At 69.8% G+C, this 15,193-nt stretch carries 15 protein-coding genes; 10 read left to right on the forward strand and 5 right to left on the reverse strand.

The features are described 5' to 3' along the window. The first annotated feature begins 51 nt into the window (after positions 1 to 51). The 6 genes from OG259_RS02280 to OG259_RS02305 all read left to right on the forward strand — a co-directional run bounded on the left by OG259_RS02280 (position 52) and on the right by OG259_RS02305 (position 4,196). Positions 52 to 522 carry a cupin domain-containing protein gene (locus OG259_RS02280; protein WP_266900144.1) on the forward strand — a complete coding sequence of 157 codons (471 nt, stop codon included), beginning with the start codon at positions 52 to 54 and terminating at the stop codon, positions 520 to 522. Further along, positions 519 to 1,787, forward strand: a complete 1,269-nt coding sequence (locus tag OG259_RS02285; protein ID WP_328940618.1) for a beta-ketoacyl-[acyl-carrier-protein] synthase family protein — start codon at positions 519 to 521, stop codon at positions 1,785 to 1,787. The genes OG259_RS02280 and OG259_RS02285 overlap by 4 nt, the downstream gene beginning before the upstream one ends. Then, complete coding sequence (locus OG259_RS02290) at positions 1,784 to 3,031, forward strand: ketosynthase chain-length factor (RefSeq protein ID WP_328940619.1); 1,248 nt, start codon at positions 1,784 to 1,786, stop codon at positions 3,029 to 3,031. The genes OG259_RS02285 and OG259_RS02290 overlap by 4 nt, the downstream gene beginning before the upstream one ends. 24 nt (positions 3,032 to 3,055) lie before the next feature. Further along, the gene (locus OG259_RS02295) at positions 3,056 to 3,316 is read left to right on the forward strand and encodes a phosphopantetheine-binding protein (RefSeq protein ID WP_266900141.1); all 261 of its coding nucleotides are present in this window, start codon (positions 3,056 to 3,058) and stop codon (positions 3,314 to 3,316) included. Between the two features lies 1 nt (position 3,317). Continuing rightward, positions 3,318 to 3,797 carry an SRPBCC family protein gene (locus OG259_RS02300; RefSeq protein ID WP_328940620.1) on the forward strand — a complete coding sequence of 160 codons (480 nt, stop codon included), beginning with the start codon at positions 3,318 to 3,320 and terminating at the stop codon, positions 3,795 to 3,797. A gap of 66 nt (positions 3,798 to 3,863) precedes the next feature. Beyond that, a complete protein-coding gene (locus tag OG259_RS02305) occupies positions 3,864 to 4,196 on the forward strand; it encodes a TcmI family type II polyketide cyclase (RefSeq protein WP_266900139.1) in 333 nt (110 codons plus the stop codon). A gap of 98 nt (positions 4,197 to 4,294) precedes the next feature. Here the strand turns inward: OG259_RS02305 and OG259_RS02310 are convergent, their stop codons facing one another. Together OG259_RS02310 and OG259_RS02315 are read right to left on the reverse strand one after the other, a co-directional pair. Beyond that, positions 4,295 to 5,344: a methyltransferase gene (locus tag OG259_RS02310; RefSeq protein ID WP_328940621.1), complete on the reverse strand. Its 1,050-nt coding sequence runs from the start codon at positions 5,342 to 5,344 to the stop codon at positions 4,295 to 4,297. 53 nt (positions 5,345 to 5,397) lie between these two features. Further along, entirely contained in the window at positions 5,398 to 6,462 is a 1,065-nt protein-coding gene (locus tag OG259_RS02315) for a right-handed parallel beta-helix repeat-containing protein (RefSeq protein WP_328940622.1), read from the reverse strand. Between the two features lie 188 nt (positions 6,463 to 6,650). Between OG259_RS02315 and OG259_RS02320 the strand changes: the two genes are divergently transcribed. The 4 genes from OG259_RS02320 to OG259_RS02335 all read left to right on the forward strand — a co-directional run bounded on the left by OG259_RS02320 (position 6,651) and on the right by OG259_RS02335 (position 12,177). Continuing rightward, positions 6,651 to 8,198: an MFS transporter gene (locus OG259_RS02320; protein WP_328940623.1), complete on the forward strand. Its 1,548-nt coding sequence runs from the start codon at positions 6,651 to 6,653 to the stop codon at positions 8,196 to 8,198. Between the two features lie 238 nt (positions 8,199 to 8,436). After that, on the forward strand, positions 8,437 to 9,945 hold the full coding sequence (locus OG259_RS02325) for a DUF4246 domain-containing protein (RefSeq protein WP_328940624.1): 1,509 nt from the start codon (positions 8,437 to 8,439) through the stop codon (positions 9,943 to 9,945). Between the two features lie 160 nt (positions 9,946 to 10,105). Then, positions 10,106 to 10,333 (forward strand): ArsR/SmtB family transcription factor, encoded by a 228-nt coding sequence (locus OG259_RS02330; RefSeq protein ID WP_328940625.1) that lies wholly within the window; start codon positions 10,106 to 10,108, stop codon positions 10,331 to 10,333. Between the two features lie 119 nt (positions 10,334 to 10,452). Further along, positions 10,453 to 12,177 carry an alpha/beta hydrolase gene (locus OG259_RS02335; RefSeq protein WP_328940626.1) on the forward strand — a complete coding sequence of 575 codons (1,725 nt, stop codon included), beginning with the start codon at positions 10,453 to 10,455 and terminating at the stop codon, positions 12,175 to 12,177. An 83-nt stretch (positions 12,178 to 12,260) separates the two neighbouring features. On the opposite strand, the gene OG259_RS02340 is transcribed toward OG259_RS02335, so the two are convergent. The 3 genes from OG259_RS02340 to OG259_RS02350 form a co-directional block, all read right to left on the reverse strand. Beyond that, positions 12,261 to 12,986 (reverse strand): CPBP family intramembrane glutamic endopeptidase, encoded by a 726-nt coding sequence (locus tag OG259_RS02340; protein WP_328940627.1) that lies wholly within the window; start codon positions 12,984 to 12,986, stop codon positions 12,261 to 12,263. 217 nt (positions 12,987 to 13,203) lie between these two features. Further along, positions 13,204 to 13,389 carry a CsbD family protein gene (locus OG259_RS02345; protein WP_328940628.1) on the reverse strand — a complete coding sequence of 62 codons (186 nt, stop codon included), beginning with the start codon at positions 13,387 to 13,389 and terminating at the stop codon, positions 13,204 to 13,206. Positions 13,390 to 13,746: 357 nt separating this feature from the next. After that, complete coding sequence (locus tag OG259_RS02350; RefSeq protein ID WP_328940629.1) at positions 13,747 to 14,895, reverse strand: DUF475 domain-containing protein; 1,149 nt, start codon at positions 14,893 to 14,895, stop codon at positions 13,747 to 13,749. Positions 14,896 to 15,193: the final 298 nt, after the last annotated feature.

Below are 15,193 nucleotides of genomic sequence, written 5' to 3' on the forward strand. Positions count from 1 at the left end.
CGGCCGCAGCCGCTCCCCAGCACGTCACTGCCACATCTGGAGGTATCAACCATGCTCAAGCAGCGTCCACGCATCGTGACCCTGAGCGAGACGGAACCCAACCGCAGGCGCGGAGGTGACCTGCGGGCCATGCTCACGCCGGCCACCGTGGGCTCCACCAGCGGCTTCATGGGCCTGGCCATCGTCCAGCCGGGCGAGCGCATCGGCGAGCACTACCACCCGTACTCCGAGGAGTTCGTGTACGTCGTCTCGGGCGCGCTGGAGGTTGACCTGGACGGCGACACGTACGCCCTCCAGCCCGATCAGGGCCTCCTGATCCCCATCGACGTGCGGCACCGCTTCCGCAACGTGGGCGACGTGGAGGCCCGCATGGTCTTCCACCTGGGCCCGCTCGCCCCCCGGCCGAGCCTCGGCCACGTCGACACGGAGGTCACCGACGAGGCCGAGCTCGCCGCCGCGGGCCCGCACCTGACCGTGCACGACCCGGGACGGGTGTCCGAGCGAAGCGGGGCCATCGAGTGACCCGGCGAGTGGCCGTCACCGGCATCGGTGTGGTCGCTCCGGGCGGCACCGGAGCGAAGGCGTTCTGGGACCTCCTCGCCGCCGGCCGTACCGCGACCCGCGGCATCACCCTGTTCGACCCGGTCGGGCTGCGCTCGCGCATAGCCGCCGAGTGCGACTTCGACCCGGCGGACCACGGACTGGATCCGGACCTGAGCCGGCACGCCGACCGGTACATCCAGTTCGCCGTCGTCGCGGCCGGGGAAGCCGTCCGCGACTCCGGACTCGACACCGACACCGAAGACCCCTGGCGCGTCGCCGTCTCCCTGGGCAGCGCCGTCGGCGGCACCACCCGGCTCGAACACGACTACGTCCTCGTCAGCGAGGGCGGTCGGCGGTGGGACGTGGACCATCGCGCGGCCGACCCCAAGCTGCACATGGCGTTCTCGCCGAGCACGCTCGCCTCCGTCGTGGCCGAACAGTTCGGCGCCCGCGGCCCGGTGCAGACCGTCTCCACCGGCTGCACCTCCGGCCTCGACGCCGTCGGCTACGCCTTCCACACCATCGAGGAAGGCCGGGCGGACGTCTGCATCGCGGGCGCGTCGGACTCTCCGATATCCCCGATCACCATGGCCTGCTTCGACGCCATCAAGGCCACGTCGCCCGACAACGACGACCCGGAACACGCCTCCCGGCCCTTCGACAACAACCGCAACGGTTTCGTCATGGGCGAAGGCGCGGCCGTCCTCGTCCTGGAGGAGTACGAGCACGCCAGGGCCCGCGGTGCGCACATCTACTGCGAGATCGGCGGCTACGCCACCTTCGGCAACGCGTACCACATGACGGGTCTGACCGGCGAGGGCCTTGAGATGTCCCGGGCGATCGACTCCACGCTCGACCAGGCCCGGATCGACCCCACGCTGGTCGACTACGTCAACGCGCACGGCTCGGGCACGCGGCAGAACGACCGCCACGAGACCGCCGCCGTGAAGCGGTCCCTGGGCGCGCACGCCTACGACACGCCCATGAGCTCCATCAAATCCATGGTGGGGCACTCGCTCGGCGCGATCGGCGCGATCGAGGTGGCCGCCTGCGTCCTCGCCCTGAAGCACCAGGTGGTACCTCCGACGGCGAACTACGAGACCCCCGACCCCGAGTGCGACCTGGACTACGTGCCGCGCACCGCCCGCCCCCGGAAGCTCAGGAACGTGCTCTCCGTGGGCAGCGGATTCGGCGGATTCCAGTCCGCGGTCCTCCTGACGGGGCCGGGTGGGAGGACACGATGAGCAGTGAGCGCCCACGGCGCGCGGTCGTCACCGGGATCGGTGTGATCGCCCCCAACGGATTGCGCGCCGACGCGTACTGGAAGTCCGTCCGGGAAGGGCTCGGCGTACTGGACCGGATCACCCGTGAGGGCTGCGCGGACCTGCCTCTCAAGGTCGCGGGCGAGGTCCGCGGCTTCGATGCCTCCGCCCTGATCGAGGACCGGTTCCTCGTCCAGACCGACCGCTTCAGCCACTACGCCATGGCCGCGGCCCAACTCGCCATCGACGACGCCGGCTTCGCCCGGGAGGACCCCGCGGAGCCCTTCGAGATCGGCGTGGTCACCGCGGCCGGGTCCGGAGGCGGCGAGTTCGGCCAGCGAGAGCTCCAGAAGCTCTGGGGCCAGGGATCCAAGTTCGTCGGCCCGTACCAGTCCATCGCCTGGTTCTACGCCGCGAGCACCGGTCAGATCTCCATCCGGAGCGGTTTCAAGGGACCGTGCGGCGTGGTCGCGAGCGACGAGGCGGGCGGCCTGGACGGCATCGCCCACGCCGCTCGGGCCGTACGACGCGGCACGGGCGCGGTGATCGTCGGCGCCGCGGAGGCGCCCCTCGCCCCGTACTCGATGGTGTGCCAGCTCGGATACCCCGAGCTCAGCACCGTCGAGGAGCCGGATCGCGCCTACCGGCCCTTCACCGCCGGCGCCTGCGGCTTCGTCCCGGCGGAGGGCGGCGCGATGCTCGTCGTGGAGGACGAGTCCCGCGCCCGCGACCGGGGAGCGGCCGTCCGGGCCGTGGTGGCCGGCCACGGCGCCACGTTCACCGGCGCCTCCCGCTGGGAGGAGTCCCGGGAGGGGCTCGCCCGTGCCATCCGGGTCGCCCTCGACGAGGCCGAGTGCGCCCCGGAGGAGATCGACGTCGTCTTCGCCGACGCCCTGGGCGTCCCGGAGGCGGACCGCGCCGAGGCGCTGGCGATCGCCGACGCCCTCGGAGCGCACGCCACCCGCGTACCCGTCACGGCGCCCAAGACGGGCATCGGCCGCGCCTACTGCGGAGCACCCGTCCTGGACACCGCCGCCGCGGTCTTCGCGATGGAGCACGGAGTGGTGCCCCCCACCCCCAACGTGTTCGACATCTGCCACGACCTCGACCTGGTGATGTCCCGCGCTCGGCCCGCCGAGCTGCGCACGGCCCTCGTCCTCAGCCGGGGACTCATGGGATCCAACGCGGCGCTGGTCGTGCGCCGCGGCGACGACTCCGCCCGGTAGGACCGGGCGGGAAGGAGAGCAATCATGATCACCACCGCACTGACCTTCGACGAACTCGCCGCGCTGATGAAGCAGGCGGCCGGGGTCACCGTCGACGCACGGGAACTGGAGAAGGCGCCGGAGGCGCAGTTCACCACCCTCGGCCTCGACTCGCTCGGCCTGCTCGGGATCGTCGGCGAGCTGGAGAACCGGTACAGCGTGGCGCTGCCCACCGACGCCGAGCGCTGCAAGACGCCCGCCGAGTTCCTCGACCTGGTCAACAGCGCCCTCAAGACGGGAGTCTGACGTGGCCGGCCACACCGACAACAGCATCACCATCGACGCCCCGCTCGACCTCGTCTGGGACATCACCAACGACATCGAGAAGTGGCCCGACCTCTTCAGCGAGTACGCGTCCCTCGAAGTCCTCTCCCGCGAGGGCGACTCCACCACCTTCCGCCTGACCATGCACCCGGACGAGTCCGGGAAGGTCTGGAGCTGGGTGTCGGAGCGCACCGTGGACCGTCCCGGGCGGACCGTCCGCGCCCGCCGCGTCGAGACCGGCCCGTTCGACCACATGAACATCCGGTGGGAGTACGAGGAGACCCCGGCCGGCGTCCACATGCGCTGGGTGCAGGACTTCGCGATGAAGCCCGACGCTCCGGTCGACGACGCCTGGATGACCGACAACATCAACCGCAACTCCCGCACGCAGATGGCCCTCATCCGGGACCGCATCGAGCAGGTCGCCCGCGAGCTCCGGACGGCCCCGGTCCTGCCCGGCTGACCGCGTACGTCCGCCCATCCGCACCCCCGTACCCCCGCACCTCCGCACCCCCAGGAAGGACGCTCGATGCACCACGCTCTGATCGTCGCCCGCATGGCGCCCGACTCGGCGCCGGCGATCGCCGACGTGTTCGCCGCCTCCGACCGCGGCGAACTCCCCCACCTGGTCGGCGTCACCCGGCGTCGCCTCTTCCAGTTCGGCGACGTGTACCTGCACCTCATCGAGTCGGACCAGGACCCGGGGCCGGCCATCGCGAAGCTGACCGGGCACCCCGAGTTCCGGGACGCCAGCGAGAAGCTCTCGGCGTACGTCAGCGCGTACGACCCGAAGACGTGGCGCAGCCCCAAGGACGCCATGGCGCAGTGCTTCTACCGCTGGGAGCGGGATTCCGCTTCCTGAGCACCTGAGCTCACGCTCGACGGAGAAACCCGAGGCCGCCCGCCCCGCGAAAGACGCGGAGCGGGCGGCCTCGGGTTTGCTCTGTCCTCGTTTCCCCGTCAGGCGGGGACGGTGCACTCGAACGCGTGAAGGTACGGGTTGACCGGGCGGATCTCGCCGATGACCAGCCCCGCGGCCGTCAGCCGGTCGACCATGCTCTGCCGGGTGTGCTTCGCACCGCCGACGTTGAGGAGCAGCAGCAGGTCCATGGCCGTCGTGAACTTCATCGACGGGGTGTCGTCGACGAGGTTCTCGATCACGACGACCCGGGCGCCGGGCCGCGCAGCCTTCCGGACGTTGGCCAGCGCCCTGCGGGTGCTGTCGTCGTCCCACTCCAGGATGTTCTTGATGATGTAGACGTCCGCCTGGACCGGGATGTCCTCACGGCAGTCGCCGGCCACGACACGGACCCGTGAGGCCAGCGCGCCGCCGTCCCGCAGGCGCGGATCGGCGTTGCCCACCACGCCCGGCAGGTCGAGGAGCGTGCCGCTCAGGGTGGGGTGCCGCTCCAGCAGACTCGCCAGGACGTGCCCCTGACCGCCGCCGATGTCCGCCACCGAGGAGGCACCCTGCAGATCGAGCAGGTCGGCGACGTCCCGGGCGGACTGCTGGCTCGAGGTCGTCATGGCCCGGTTGAACACGTACGCGGACTCGGGCGCATCCTCGTTGAGGTACGGGAAGAACTCCTTCTCGTACACGTCCTCGAAGACGTTGCGGCCGGAGCGCACCGCCTCGTCGAGCTTGGGCCAGACGTCCCAGGTCCAGGGCTCGGTGCACCACAGGGCGATGTAGCGCAGGCTGTGCGGGTCGTCCTCGCGCAGCTGTCGGGACATCTCCGTGTGGGCGAACGTGCCGTCGGGGCGCTCCGTGAAGACGCCCTGGCTGGAGAGCGCGCGCAGCAGCCGCCGCAGGGTCCGGGGCTGGGCCTTCACCGAGGCCGCCAGGTCCTCGACGGTCATGGGCGTGTCGCCCAGGGCGTCCGCCACTCCGAGGCGGACGGCCGCGCGTACGGCCGCGGCGCAGGCCGCCCCGAACACGAGCTCCCTGAGCCGCATGGGCGGCGGAGGAGTCGCATCGAGAGTGGGGGAAACCGGATCAACAGTCGTCATCTGTCGCCTTGTCTGTGCTGTGGTGCCGTGGGTGGGGGGAGCGGGTCCGAGCGTCAGCACATGCCCGCGGGCTCCGAGACCCCGCAGGTGTTGCCGCGGAAGGTGTTGCCCTTGCCGGTGTCGCGGTTGGCGAGGTCGGCCGAGCCGTTGCGGAGCACGACGTTGTCGCGGATCTCGTTGCGCTCGTTGAGGGCGCCCACGAAGCTCTTGAAGAGCACGATTCCGCCGGACAGCGGCGAGGCGCCGACGTTGTCCACGATCCTGTTCTCGGCCACCAGCGTCTCCTCGGCACCGGTGAGGACGATCCCCGAGCCCTGCAGGAAGGGCAGCCGGGGGGTCTTGGGGCAGTTCTTGTTGTTGGCGTGGATGTAGTTCCGGCGCAGGCTCATCGCCCCGGCTCGGGGCGTGGACTCGTCGCCCACCACGAACACGGCGGCGCAGTTGCCGGTCGCCTCGTTGCGCTCGACGGTCAGGTTCCGCAGGCGCCGCACGGTGACGCCGATCCGGTTGCCGGACATGCGGTTGTGGCTGATCACCGTCCCCTCGGTGTCGACGGCGCCCGCCTCCGTGTCGGTGGTGTTGGAGACGAACAGTCCGGCGTCGGCGTTGTCCCGGGCGACGTTGTGGGTCAGCACACTGCGTACGGACCGCTCCAGGGCGATGCCCCAGTTGCCGTTCTTCTCGGCGGTGACCCGGTGGATCTTCAACCGGTCGGTCCGCGAGGCCCACAGGCCGTTCTTGGTGAAGCCCTTGAGCGTCAGCGAGCGCACGGTGACGCCCTGGACGGGACTGCCGTCCTTGCCGGTCACACAGATGCCGTGGCCGGCCGTGGCGCAGATGTCGTCGGCGGCGGCCTTGCCGGGTTCGAGGACGGTGGGGAAGACGGTCGAGCCCCGCAGGGTCAGGTTCGACGTGGTGATGCGGACGCTCTCACGGTAGGTGCCGGGAGAGAGGATCACCGTGTCCCCGGGCTTCGCCGCGTCCACCGCTTTCTGGATCGATTCGCCGAGCTTGACCCGGTGCACCGTCCGATGGTGGGCCGTCGGAGCGGCGGCACCCATCCCCGCGACCACGAGGGTCACGGTGCATGCCAGGTAGGCGAGCTGTCGTTTGGTCATACGGCGAAGCTAAGAGCGGCCCTTCGGCCCCGCCACCGCTGATCCTCCAGGCGGACCTAGGCATACCTCCCTGCGGTCCACGTGATGGGCGTGGCGCGCGGGTCCTGGGCGAAAACGCTGCTCCGCCGTGAATCATGGGGGGCCGCCGGGGGCGCCTCTTCGGTACAGCGGACAGCGAAGGGGTTCGGATGCGTAAGTGGTGGCCCTTGGCCGCGATCTGTCTGGGCACGTTCATGCTCCTGCTGGACGTCACGATCGTGACCGTGGCGCTGCCCGCCATGGCGGCGGACCTCGGCACCACGCTCTCCGACCTGGAGTGGGTGGTCGACACCTACGCGCTGGCGCTGGCGTCGCTGTTGCTCGGCGTCGGTTCCCGCGCCGACCGGATCGGCCGCAGGAAGGTGTACCTGGTCGGGCTGATCGTCTTCACCGCGGCGTCCGTGGTGTGCGCGGTCGCCCCGAACGCGGGTGTGCTGATCGGAGCCCGGGCGGTACAGGGACTGGGTGCCGCCGGGATGTTCGGTACGACGATCGCCCTGCTCGGCATGCACTACAGCGGCCGGGACCGGGGAGTGGCCTTCGCCGTGTGGGGCGCCACCAACTCGGTCGCCGCGGCGGCGGGACCGGTGGTCGGCGGAATCCTCACCCAGTACCTGGACTGGAGATGGATCTTCTTCGTCAACCTGCCGGTCTGCCTGGCCGCCGTCGTGATGACCCTTCGTTCGGTGCGGGAGGCCAAGGGCCAGGGCCGGCAGCGTGCGGACGTCCTCGGCACGGTCACCTTCACGGTGGCGAGCGGGGCCCTCACGTTCGGGCTGATCCGCGCCCACTCCGACGGCTGGGCGACACCGTTCACACTCGGCCTGTTCGCCACGGCGGCGATCGCCCTCGCCCTCTTCGTCGTGGTCGAGACGAGGCACGAGCACCCCGTCCTCGACCTGTCGCTGTTCCGCAGACCGTCGTTCACCGGCATCATGGTCAGCGCTCTGTTCCTGCAAGGCGCCGCGTTCGCCTACCTGTTGTACGAGTCCCTGTGGATGCAGTCGGTCCTGGGGTACGAGCCCGTCGAAGCGGGTCTGTACATCCTGCCCATGTGCGCCTCGGCGTTCGTCGTGTCGGCGCTCGCGGGCCGCTTCGGCCCCTGGCCCCCACGGTCGACCATCGGAGGGGGGCTGGCGCTCATCGCCCTGGGCTCCGCGATGCAGGCCACCCTCGACGCGGGGTCTTCGGGCAGCAGTCTTGTGGCGGGGCTCGTCGTCGCCGGTCTGGGGGTCGGGCTCGTGACACCGAGTCTGTCGGCGGCGGCCCTGGCCACGGTGCCGCCGGAGCGCGGAGGCATGGTGGGCGGTGCGGTCAACACCTTCCGCCAGTTGGGCTTCGCCTTGGGGATCGCCGTGTTCGGCGTGATCTTCCAGTCGCGGATCGAGAGTGTGCTGAAGGCCGACGGTGGCGTCCCCGATCCGCACGAGGCGGCCGTCGCGCTGAGCGGCGGACAGGCGCGGCCGTTCGTCGCCGGCTGGCCGGAAGGTGAGCGCGACGAGATGGCGCACCTGGTGCGTGAGGCGTTCGCGTCCGGCCTGAACGCGGTGCTGGTCGTGGCGGCGGCGCTGGGGGCGGTGGCCTCACTGGTCGTCGTCGCGACGGTACGCGTCCCCATGGGCGGCGCCGAGCAGCGGAAGCCGGAAGCGGGCGCGAGCCCACGCGGACAGGAGACGCAAGCGGACGCCGCGCTGTAGGGGCGGCCCCTCCTGACGTGTGGCGTGGCGCGACCGCTCTCGCTTCACCCCTCTCCCCCGCGACGAGGATGCGGGCCGGTCGGCGGGCGGTGCCGAACCGCCGACCGTGGTCCGGACATCAGGCGACTCCGTCGAATCCCCGGCTGCCGGACCGGCGTTGACAGGGGCCACGGATGCGGTGTCAGTCCGCTGAAGTATCCTTCCCGCCACCGCACACCGACTCGGAGGACCAAGAGAATTGACCGGCCTGTCTGCCTTCCCGCTGCCCTTCCGAGCTTCCCGTTCGCTGCCGTTCGCGCAACCCCGAACGCTGCGGGAAATTCAGATGATGCAGTGCAGCTCACACATTCGGTCGAAGCCGGGGTGGTTCGACAAGAGGGACGATGCCGGCATCGTCGCCAGGTGGACGCGGGAGGCGGTCGCCCAAGGCCTCACCGAAGCACAGGTTCGCTACGTCCTTGACGAACTCGCGCATTACTCCGCGCTGCGGGACGCACGAACCGGCATCGAGGTGTCCGCCGTCGACGGCGTCTGGCAGTCGGACACGCTGGTCGACGACAAACTCGCATACCGGCTGCGTGAGGCGGTCCGTGTTCTGGAAGAGGTCCCCGAATCGGAGCAGGACTGGCATCCCGGATCCGACGGCCAGGTACTGGATCTGGTTCACCCCTCCCTGTTCTGCCTCGTGAAAGAGGTGAGCGGTGCGCCCGAACGGGCATGGCAGAACCCGACGAGCCACTACTCGAAGTACGAGTTCTCGGAGAAATTCCAGTGGCTGCCCACGGACGTCGACGTCAGCGACGACGGCGATGTCGCTTTCCGTTCGTACGTGAACAACGTCCACCCCGAGGCTCATCGCGAACTGATCTCCGTCCTGCCGGACTTGTTCGCGCGCATGCGCCCGCTCCTGGAGAACGTACTCACCGATCTGCGTCATCCGCGGCCGCCGCGGATCGAAGCCGATCCTTACGGGTGGTACGACTCCGAGCCGGAGCAGCCGGACAAATCCTCCTTCAGTGACGACGAAGCCTACGCAGAGGCCTGCCGCGCATGGGAAAGGGCCCAGGACGACTGGTGGGAGAACCGCCGTCCGGTCGTCCCGGACGCCCCGGCCTTCACGCCGCCCGAGCTGCCCGATGAATCCGCCCGAGTCGACCTGCGCGGCCGCACTCTCCAGGTCATCGTCAAGCTCGCCACCATTCATCTCACCCCGGACAAGCCCGAGTACCAGGGCGGTTCCTGGCACGTCGAGGGGATGATGAACGAACGGATCGTCTCGACCGGCATCTACTACTGGGACAGCGAGAACATCACCGAGAGCCGGCTGAGTTTCCGGGCGGCACTCGACGACCCGGACTACGAACAGAACGACGACAACGGTCTGCGTGACGTCTACGGCCTGGAGGACGAGGACGCGCTGAACCAGATGCTGGGATCGACCTCGACCCCGGCGGGCCGCTGCCTGGCCTTCCCGAACGTCCTGCAGCACCGCGTCGGCTCATTCCGCCTCACGGATCCCACCCGTCCGGGACATCGCAAGATTCTCGCCTTCTTCCTGGTCGACCCGTCGGAAAAGATCGTCTCGACATCCGATGTACCACCACAGCAGCCTTGGTCCGACACCTCGACCATGACACTGGAACAGGCCCGGCAGTTCCGCGAAGAACTCATGCGGGAACGCAAGTTCTTCGTGGACGAACACAACGAGCAGCTCTACGAACGAGAATTCTCGCTCTGTGAGCACTGAACCCCGTCCCGCCTGAACCCTTCCCACCCGAACCCTGCAGTCCACGGCCGAGCGTCAGAGCCTCTCGCGGTGCCTGCGGGGTGACGGAGTCGGTTCCGTGCGGACGGGCGTGGTGGTGGCGCGGCGTGTGGTGGCAAGGTGCCGGAGAGAGGTGAGGGCGGTGACGCCGGCGGCCGCGAGCCCGGCCATCGGCGAGGACCTGGACGTGCGGCGGACCACGCTGTCCCACCACTACCGCGTACTCCGCGAGGCAGGTGTCACCTGGACCACCATCCAGGGACGATCACGGCTGGTGCGGCCGCGCCGGGACCACCTGGCACTGTTTCCCGGCCTGCTCGACTCCGTACCGCACGGGGCGGGCCGCACGCGCCCCGCCGCACGAGGCTGACGCCCGATCCGAGAGATCTCCCGGCCGCGGGCCGTCACCCGGTGCCGCAAGGTCAGAGGGGTCGAGTCCGGGTGGCACGTCGGGGCGGGCTTTGGGATCATTTCCCCCGGAGGACAGCCATGACTCCTGACCCGCACCCATCCCCGCCGGAGGGCACTTCCGGCCGCGAGGAAGCGGGGAGCGAGGGCGCCGAGCCGGCCCCCGGCTCCGGCAAGCGCCGTCGGTCGCTGCATCTCACGCTCCCCGGCTGCTGGGGTGCGCTGATCCTCGCCTGCCTCTCCTTCACCCCGTCGCTGCTCCCTCGCGGAGGGGTCCTCCAGGGGCTGATCTGCGGTATCAGCGCGGCCATCGGGTACGGATTCGGCGTGACCGCGGCCTACATCTGGCGGGCGTTCGCCGACCGGGAGGCGCGGAGCGCGTCGCGCACGTCCTGGCGCGTCCTGATCATCTGCGCGATCGTGCTGTTCGGCCTGTCCTTCGGCTTCGGCCAGTACTGGCAGCACGAGATCCGCCGCCTCATGGACGTCACCGACTACAACGTCCTCACCACCGTCGCCTGCCCGTTCGTGGCCGCGGTCGTGTTCTGGCTGCTGTTGCTGGCGGCCCGCGGACTCCGGCGCCTGTACCGTTGGCTCGCCCGCCTCCTCCGCCGCTGGATCGGCCCGCGCGCGGCGCGGGTGGTCGGCTGGGTCGTCGTGGCGGGCCTGACGTGGGCCGTCGTCAGCGGGGTGCTGCTGGCCGGCTTCGTCAACGCGACCAACGAGGCGTTCTCGGTACGTGACACGGAGACACCCGAAGGCGTGCACCAGCCCACGTCCACTCTGCGCTCCGGCGGACCGGGGTCGCTGGTGCCGTGGGACTCACTGGGCAGGCAGGGCCGGGCCTTCACCGGCAGCGGTCCTTCGGCCGCCGACATCGGCACGTTCACCCACCGCCCGGCACTGGAACCCGTCCGGGCCTACGCCGGACTCGAAACCACCGACGACACCGAGTCCCGCGCGGAGCGCGCCGTCGCGGACCTCCAACGGGCCGGCGGCTTCCAGCGCGCCAATCTGCTCGTGACGACCACCACGGGAAGCGGCTGGGTCGATCCCGCCGCCGTGGACTCGTTCGAGTACCTCGGTGACGGAGACGCGGCCACCGTGGCGATGCAGTATTCGTACCTGCCGTCGTGGCTGTCCTACCTCGTGGACCAGTCGAAGGCGCGCGAGGCCGGCCGCGAGCTGTTCGACGCGGTCTACGACGTCTGGTCGAAGCTTCCCGCCGACGAGCGTCCGCGGCTGTTCGTGGCGGGCGAGAGCCTGGGATCGTTCGGCGGAGAGACCGCCTTCAGCGGCGAGTACGACCTGCGCAACCGCACCGCCGGCACCCTGTTCGCCGGGCCGCCCAACTTCAACACCTTGTTCCGCGAGTTCAGTGATCACCGCGACGCGGGAAGCCCGGAGATCGAACCCGTCTACAGGGAGGGGCGAACCGTACGGTTCACCGACGACCCGACGACCGGGATTCTGCCCAAGGGCGAGCCGTGGAACGGCACGCGGGTGCTGTACCTCATGCACCCGTCCGACCCGATCGTCTGGTGGAGCCCTCAGCTGGCCCTTTCAGAGCCCGACTGGATCGGCGAGGCGCCCGGCGGTGACGTGCTCGACGAGATGGTCTGGATCCCCTTCGTGACGTTCTGGCAGGTGACCGCCGACCTGCCGTTCTCCACGGGTGTGCCGGACGGACACGGTCACACGTACAAGGCGGCGTACGTCGACGGCTGGAACGCCGTTATGCGGCCGTCGGGGTTCACGCCGCAGGACCTGGACCGGCTGCGGGAGATCATCCAGCCGGAACACTGAGCCTGATTCACCCGGGCCGAGCCGGGCAGGGCAGAGTCACGTGGTCACCAGAACAGGTCGTGGTCACTGCGACAGGTACGTGGTCACCACAACAGGTAGCCGACGACGTAGCCGAACGCGTTCACCGCCCAGTGCAGGCCCATGGGGGCCAGCAGACTGCCGCTGCGGCGCCGCAGTTCGCAGAACAGGACGCCCGCCAGCGCCGTGAACAGCACCGCAGCCGTGATCGCGAGGAACGAGCCGAGCGCGGAGTCTCCGAAGACGCCGGTCAGCGCGGGTTTCGCGGTCGCCAGGTGCAGGGACGGCAAGACGTGCCACAGGCCGAACAGCAGACTCGACACCGTGGTCGCCCAGACCGTTCCACGGGCCCGGCTCACCAGTCCGTAGAGCACGCCGCGGAACGCGATCTCCTCCACCAGGACCGTGCCGACGGGGACCACCACGAGAACGCGCGCCACCAGCTCGCTCCCGGTCATCCCGTCGTACCGCTGGTCCTCGAACAGCGAGCGGGTGGCCGGCAGCAGCGCCCCGGCGGCATAGACGACGCCGACGAGCCCCATCAGTACCGACGCCCACCTGGCACCGCGGGCGAGCGTCCCCGGGGCCAGCCCCGCGTCCGCCAGGGTGCCGCCCGCCCAACGGAGCACGCCGAGGAGCAGGGCACTGACCGTGACGGCAGCGATCAGGCGGGGCGGGCCGGTCCAGCGGTTGAGGAGCAGGTTGGCCGCGACGAGAACGGCGACCACGAGCACGACGGCCTGCCAGGTGCCGATCGGCCCGCGCCATCGGCTCCGCGGGAGGTGGTCCACGGAACGGGGCCCTCGTACCGCGGGCCGGTCTGCGTCGTCGGAATCGCGGCAGGACACAGAATGAGTCCGTCCTTCTGCTACGACGGCGGATCGTGTCACCCCTCCCGCTGATCCACGCTACCGGCCACCGGGACCGGGCGCCCGGCAGGCGCCTGCCCGGGACCGGGCTCACGGCGTGCGCCCGGTCCCGGCCGCACGGCCGTGAGCCTGCGCGAGGTCAGGAGCGATCGCGCTTGAGCGAGTCCATGACACCTTCGGCGCGGTGTCGAACGCTCTTCGCCTTCTCCCGGATCTTGGCTTTCGCCTGGTCCGTCCTGCCCTCGGCCTCCAGACGCTCGTGGCCGGTGATCTTCCCGGTGATCTCTTTGAGTCTGCCCATGACCTTGTCCATGGCGTCACTCATGTCCGTGATCCCTCCGTCGCGGATGGGTTCCCACCCTCCACGCTAGGTTTGGACGACCCAGGGTGCTCGTCGGCCCGCGCCGGACCCCCGCAAGCGCCATCGCGAGGGAGGTGCTCGCCCGGTCCGGGCGGGTGACCCACTGGCGGACATCTCTCATCGAGCGCTCCCGCCGACCGAGCAGCTCGGCGCATGGGCCCTGATGCAGCAGGAGGGCACGATGCGCCGTCCTGTGCGGACCTTGGCTGTCGGCGGTCCGGCGGGTGCGGCCGCAGGCACAGGCCCAGGCGCAGGCACAGCAGAACGGCGGATGACGGAGACGATGCCCCGCCGCGATGCGGCCCCGCGCCGGCGGCCGGCTCAGACGCCGGAGGAGACCTCAGCCCTCTCCGGGGACCCCGTGTCCTTTCCCTCGGCCGCCGCCAGCTTGCGGTTGCGCTGGACCGAGGAGAAGAAGGACCAGGCGATCAGGACGACACCGATGAGACCGGTGACCACCTCGGGGATCTGGTACCGGATGCTGATCATGAGGATCACGGCCAGCGCGCCGATCGCGTAGTGCGCGCCGTGCTCCAGGTAGACGTAGTCGTCGAGGGTGCCCTGGCGGACCAGGTAGACCGTGAGCGAGCGGACGTACATCGCGCCGATACCGAGACCGAGTGACATCAGGACGATGTCGTTGGTGATGGCGAAGGCGGCGATGACGCCGTCGAAGGAGAAGGAGGCGTCGAGGACCTCCAGGTAGAGGAACATGAAGAACGCGGCCTTGCCGGCCATCACGACCGCCGGGACCTTCTTGCCGCTCCTCCGGGCCTCTTCCTCGGCCTCGTGCTCTCGCTCCTCCTCTTCTTCGAGCTTGTTCTCGAAGTAGCCGGAGAGGCCGCCGACGATCAGGTACGTGATGAGGCCGAAGACGCCCGAGAGCAGAACGGTCGCTGCCTTGTCGACGTGCAGGCCGCCGTGCTGGTGGGCCTGGGTCGCGAAGGTCATGGCACTGATCGCCAGGACGACCAGCGCGATGCAGACCGACAGCATGTCGACCTTGCCGAGCTTGGCCAGCGGGCGCTCCAGCCAGGCGAGCCACTTGATGTCACGGTCCTCGAAGATGAATTCAAGGAAGATCATCAGCAGGAACATGCCACCGAAGGCCGCGATCGACGGGTGGGCGTCGGTCACGAGCTGCTCGTAGCGCTCGGCGTCGTTGACGGCGAGATCGACGGCCTCGATCGGGCCGATCTTGGCACTGATCGCCACGATCACGACGGGGAAGACCAGTCGCATGCCGAAGACGGCGATGAGCACACCGATGGTGAGGAAGATCTTCTGCCAGAAGGCATTCATCTTCTTCAGGATCCCGGCGTTGACCACGGCGTTGTCGAAGGACACCGAGATCTCGAGGATGGACAGGATCGCCACGATCCCGAAGGCTGCCCATCCCCCGTATATCACCGCCGCGACAAGGCCGAGCGCGGTCACCGCGAACGACCAGCCGAACGTCTTCAGAACCACTGGATACCCCATCGTTTTGTGCGGGACTCCCCCGCGCCGTACCTGGCTTTACCAAACCCTGACCCGAGTCTAGAACGAAACCTCGCATCCCTGAGGCGTACCGCCCAGTGACGCGGACCTTCCCCTCGCCACGAAGGCGTCGCCCACGGCGAGTTGGACGAGCCGGGCGCCATCGACGAACCAACACAGCACCAGCACGCTGTACTTGAGGGCCCCAGGACGCAGGCCCCCTTGTGGGTGGCTCGACCCGCCCGCGCACGGCGGGCACGACACCGTCGGCGTGGCCGAAATGGCCTCG

Source organism: Streptomyces sp. NBC_00250 (genome assembly GCF_036192275.1).
Classification (GTDB): domain Bacteria; phylum Actinomycetota; class Actinomycetes; order Streptomycetales; family Streptomycetaceae; genus Streptomyces.

What these genes read in the sequence shown, in the direction of transcription:
- OG259_RS02280 (WP_266900144.1), top strand. Translation starts at nt 52, where the DNA reads ATGCTCAAGCAGCGTCCACGCATCGTGACCCTGAGCGAGACGGAACCC.
- OG259_RS02290 (WP_328940619.1), top strand. Translation starts at nt 1,784, where the DNA reads ATGAGCAGTGAGCGCCCACGGCGCGCGGTCGTCACCGGGATCGGTGTG.
- OG259_RS02295 (WP_266900141.1), top strand. Translation starts at nt 3,056, where the DNA reads ATGATCACCACCGCACTGACCTTCGACGAACTCGCCGCGCTGATGAAG.
- OG259_RS02305 (WP_266900139.1), top strand. Translation starts at nt 3,864, where the DNA reads ATGCACCACGCTCTGATCGTCGCCCGCATGGCGCCCGACTCGGCGCCG.
- OG259_RS02310 (WP_328940621.1), bottom strand. Translation starts at nt 5,344, where the DNA reads ATGACGACTGTTGATCCGGTTTCCCCCACTCTCGATGCGACTCCTCCG.
- OG259_RS02315 (WP_328940622.1), bottom strand. Translation starts at nt 6,462, where the DNA reads ATGACCAAACGACAGCTCGCCTACCTGGCATGCACCGTGACCCTCGTG.
- OG259_RS02320 (WP_328940623.1), top strand. Translation starts at nt 6,651, where the DNA reads ATGCGTAAGTGGTGGCCCTTGGCCGCGATCTGTCTGGGCACGTTCATG.
- OG259_RS02335 (WP_328940626.1), top strand. Translation starts at nt 10,453, where the DNA reads ATGACTCCTGACCCGCACCCATCCCCGCCGGAGGGCACTTCCGGCCGC.
- OG259_RS02345 (WP_328940628.1), bottom strand. Translation starts at nt 13,389, where the DNA reads ATGAGTGACGCCATGGACAAGGTCATGGGCAGACTCAAAGAGATCACC.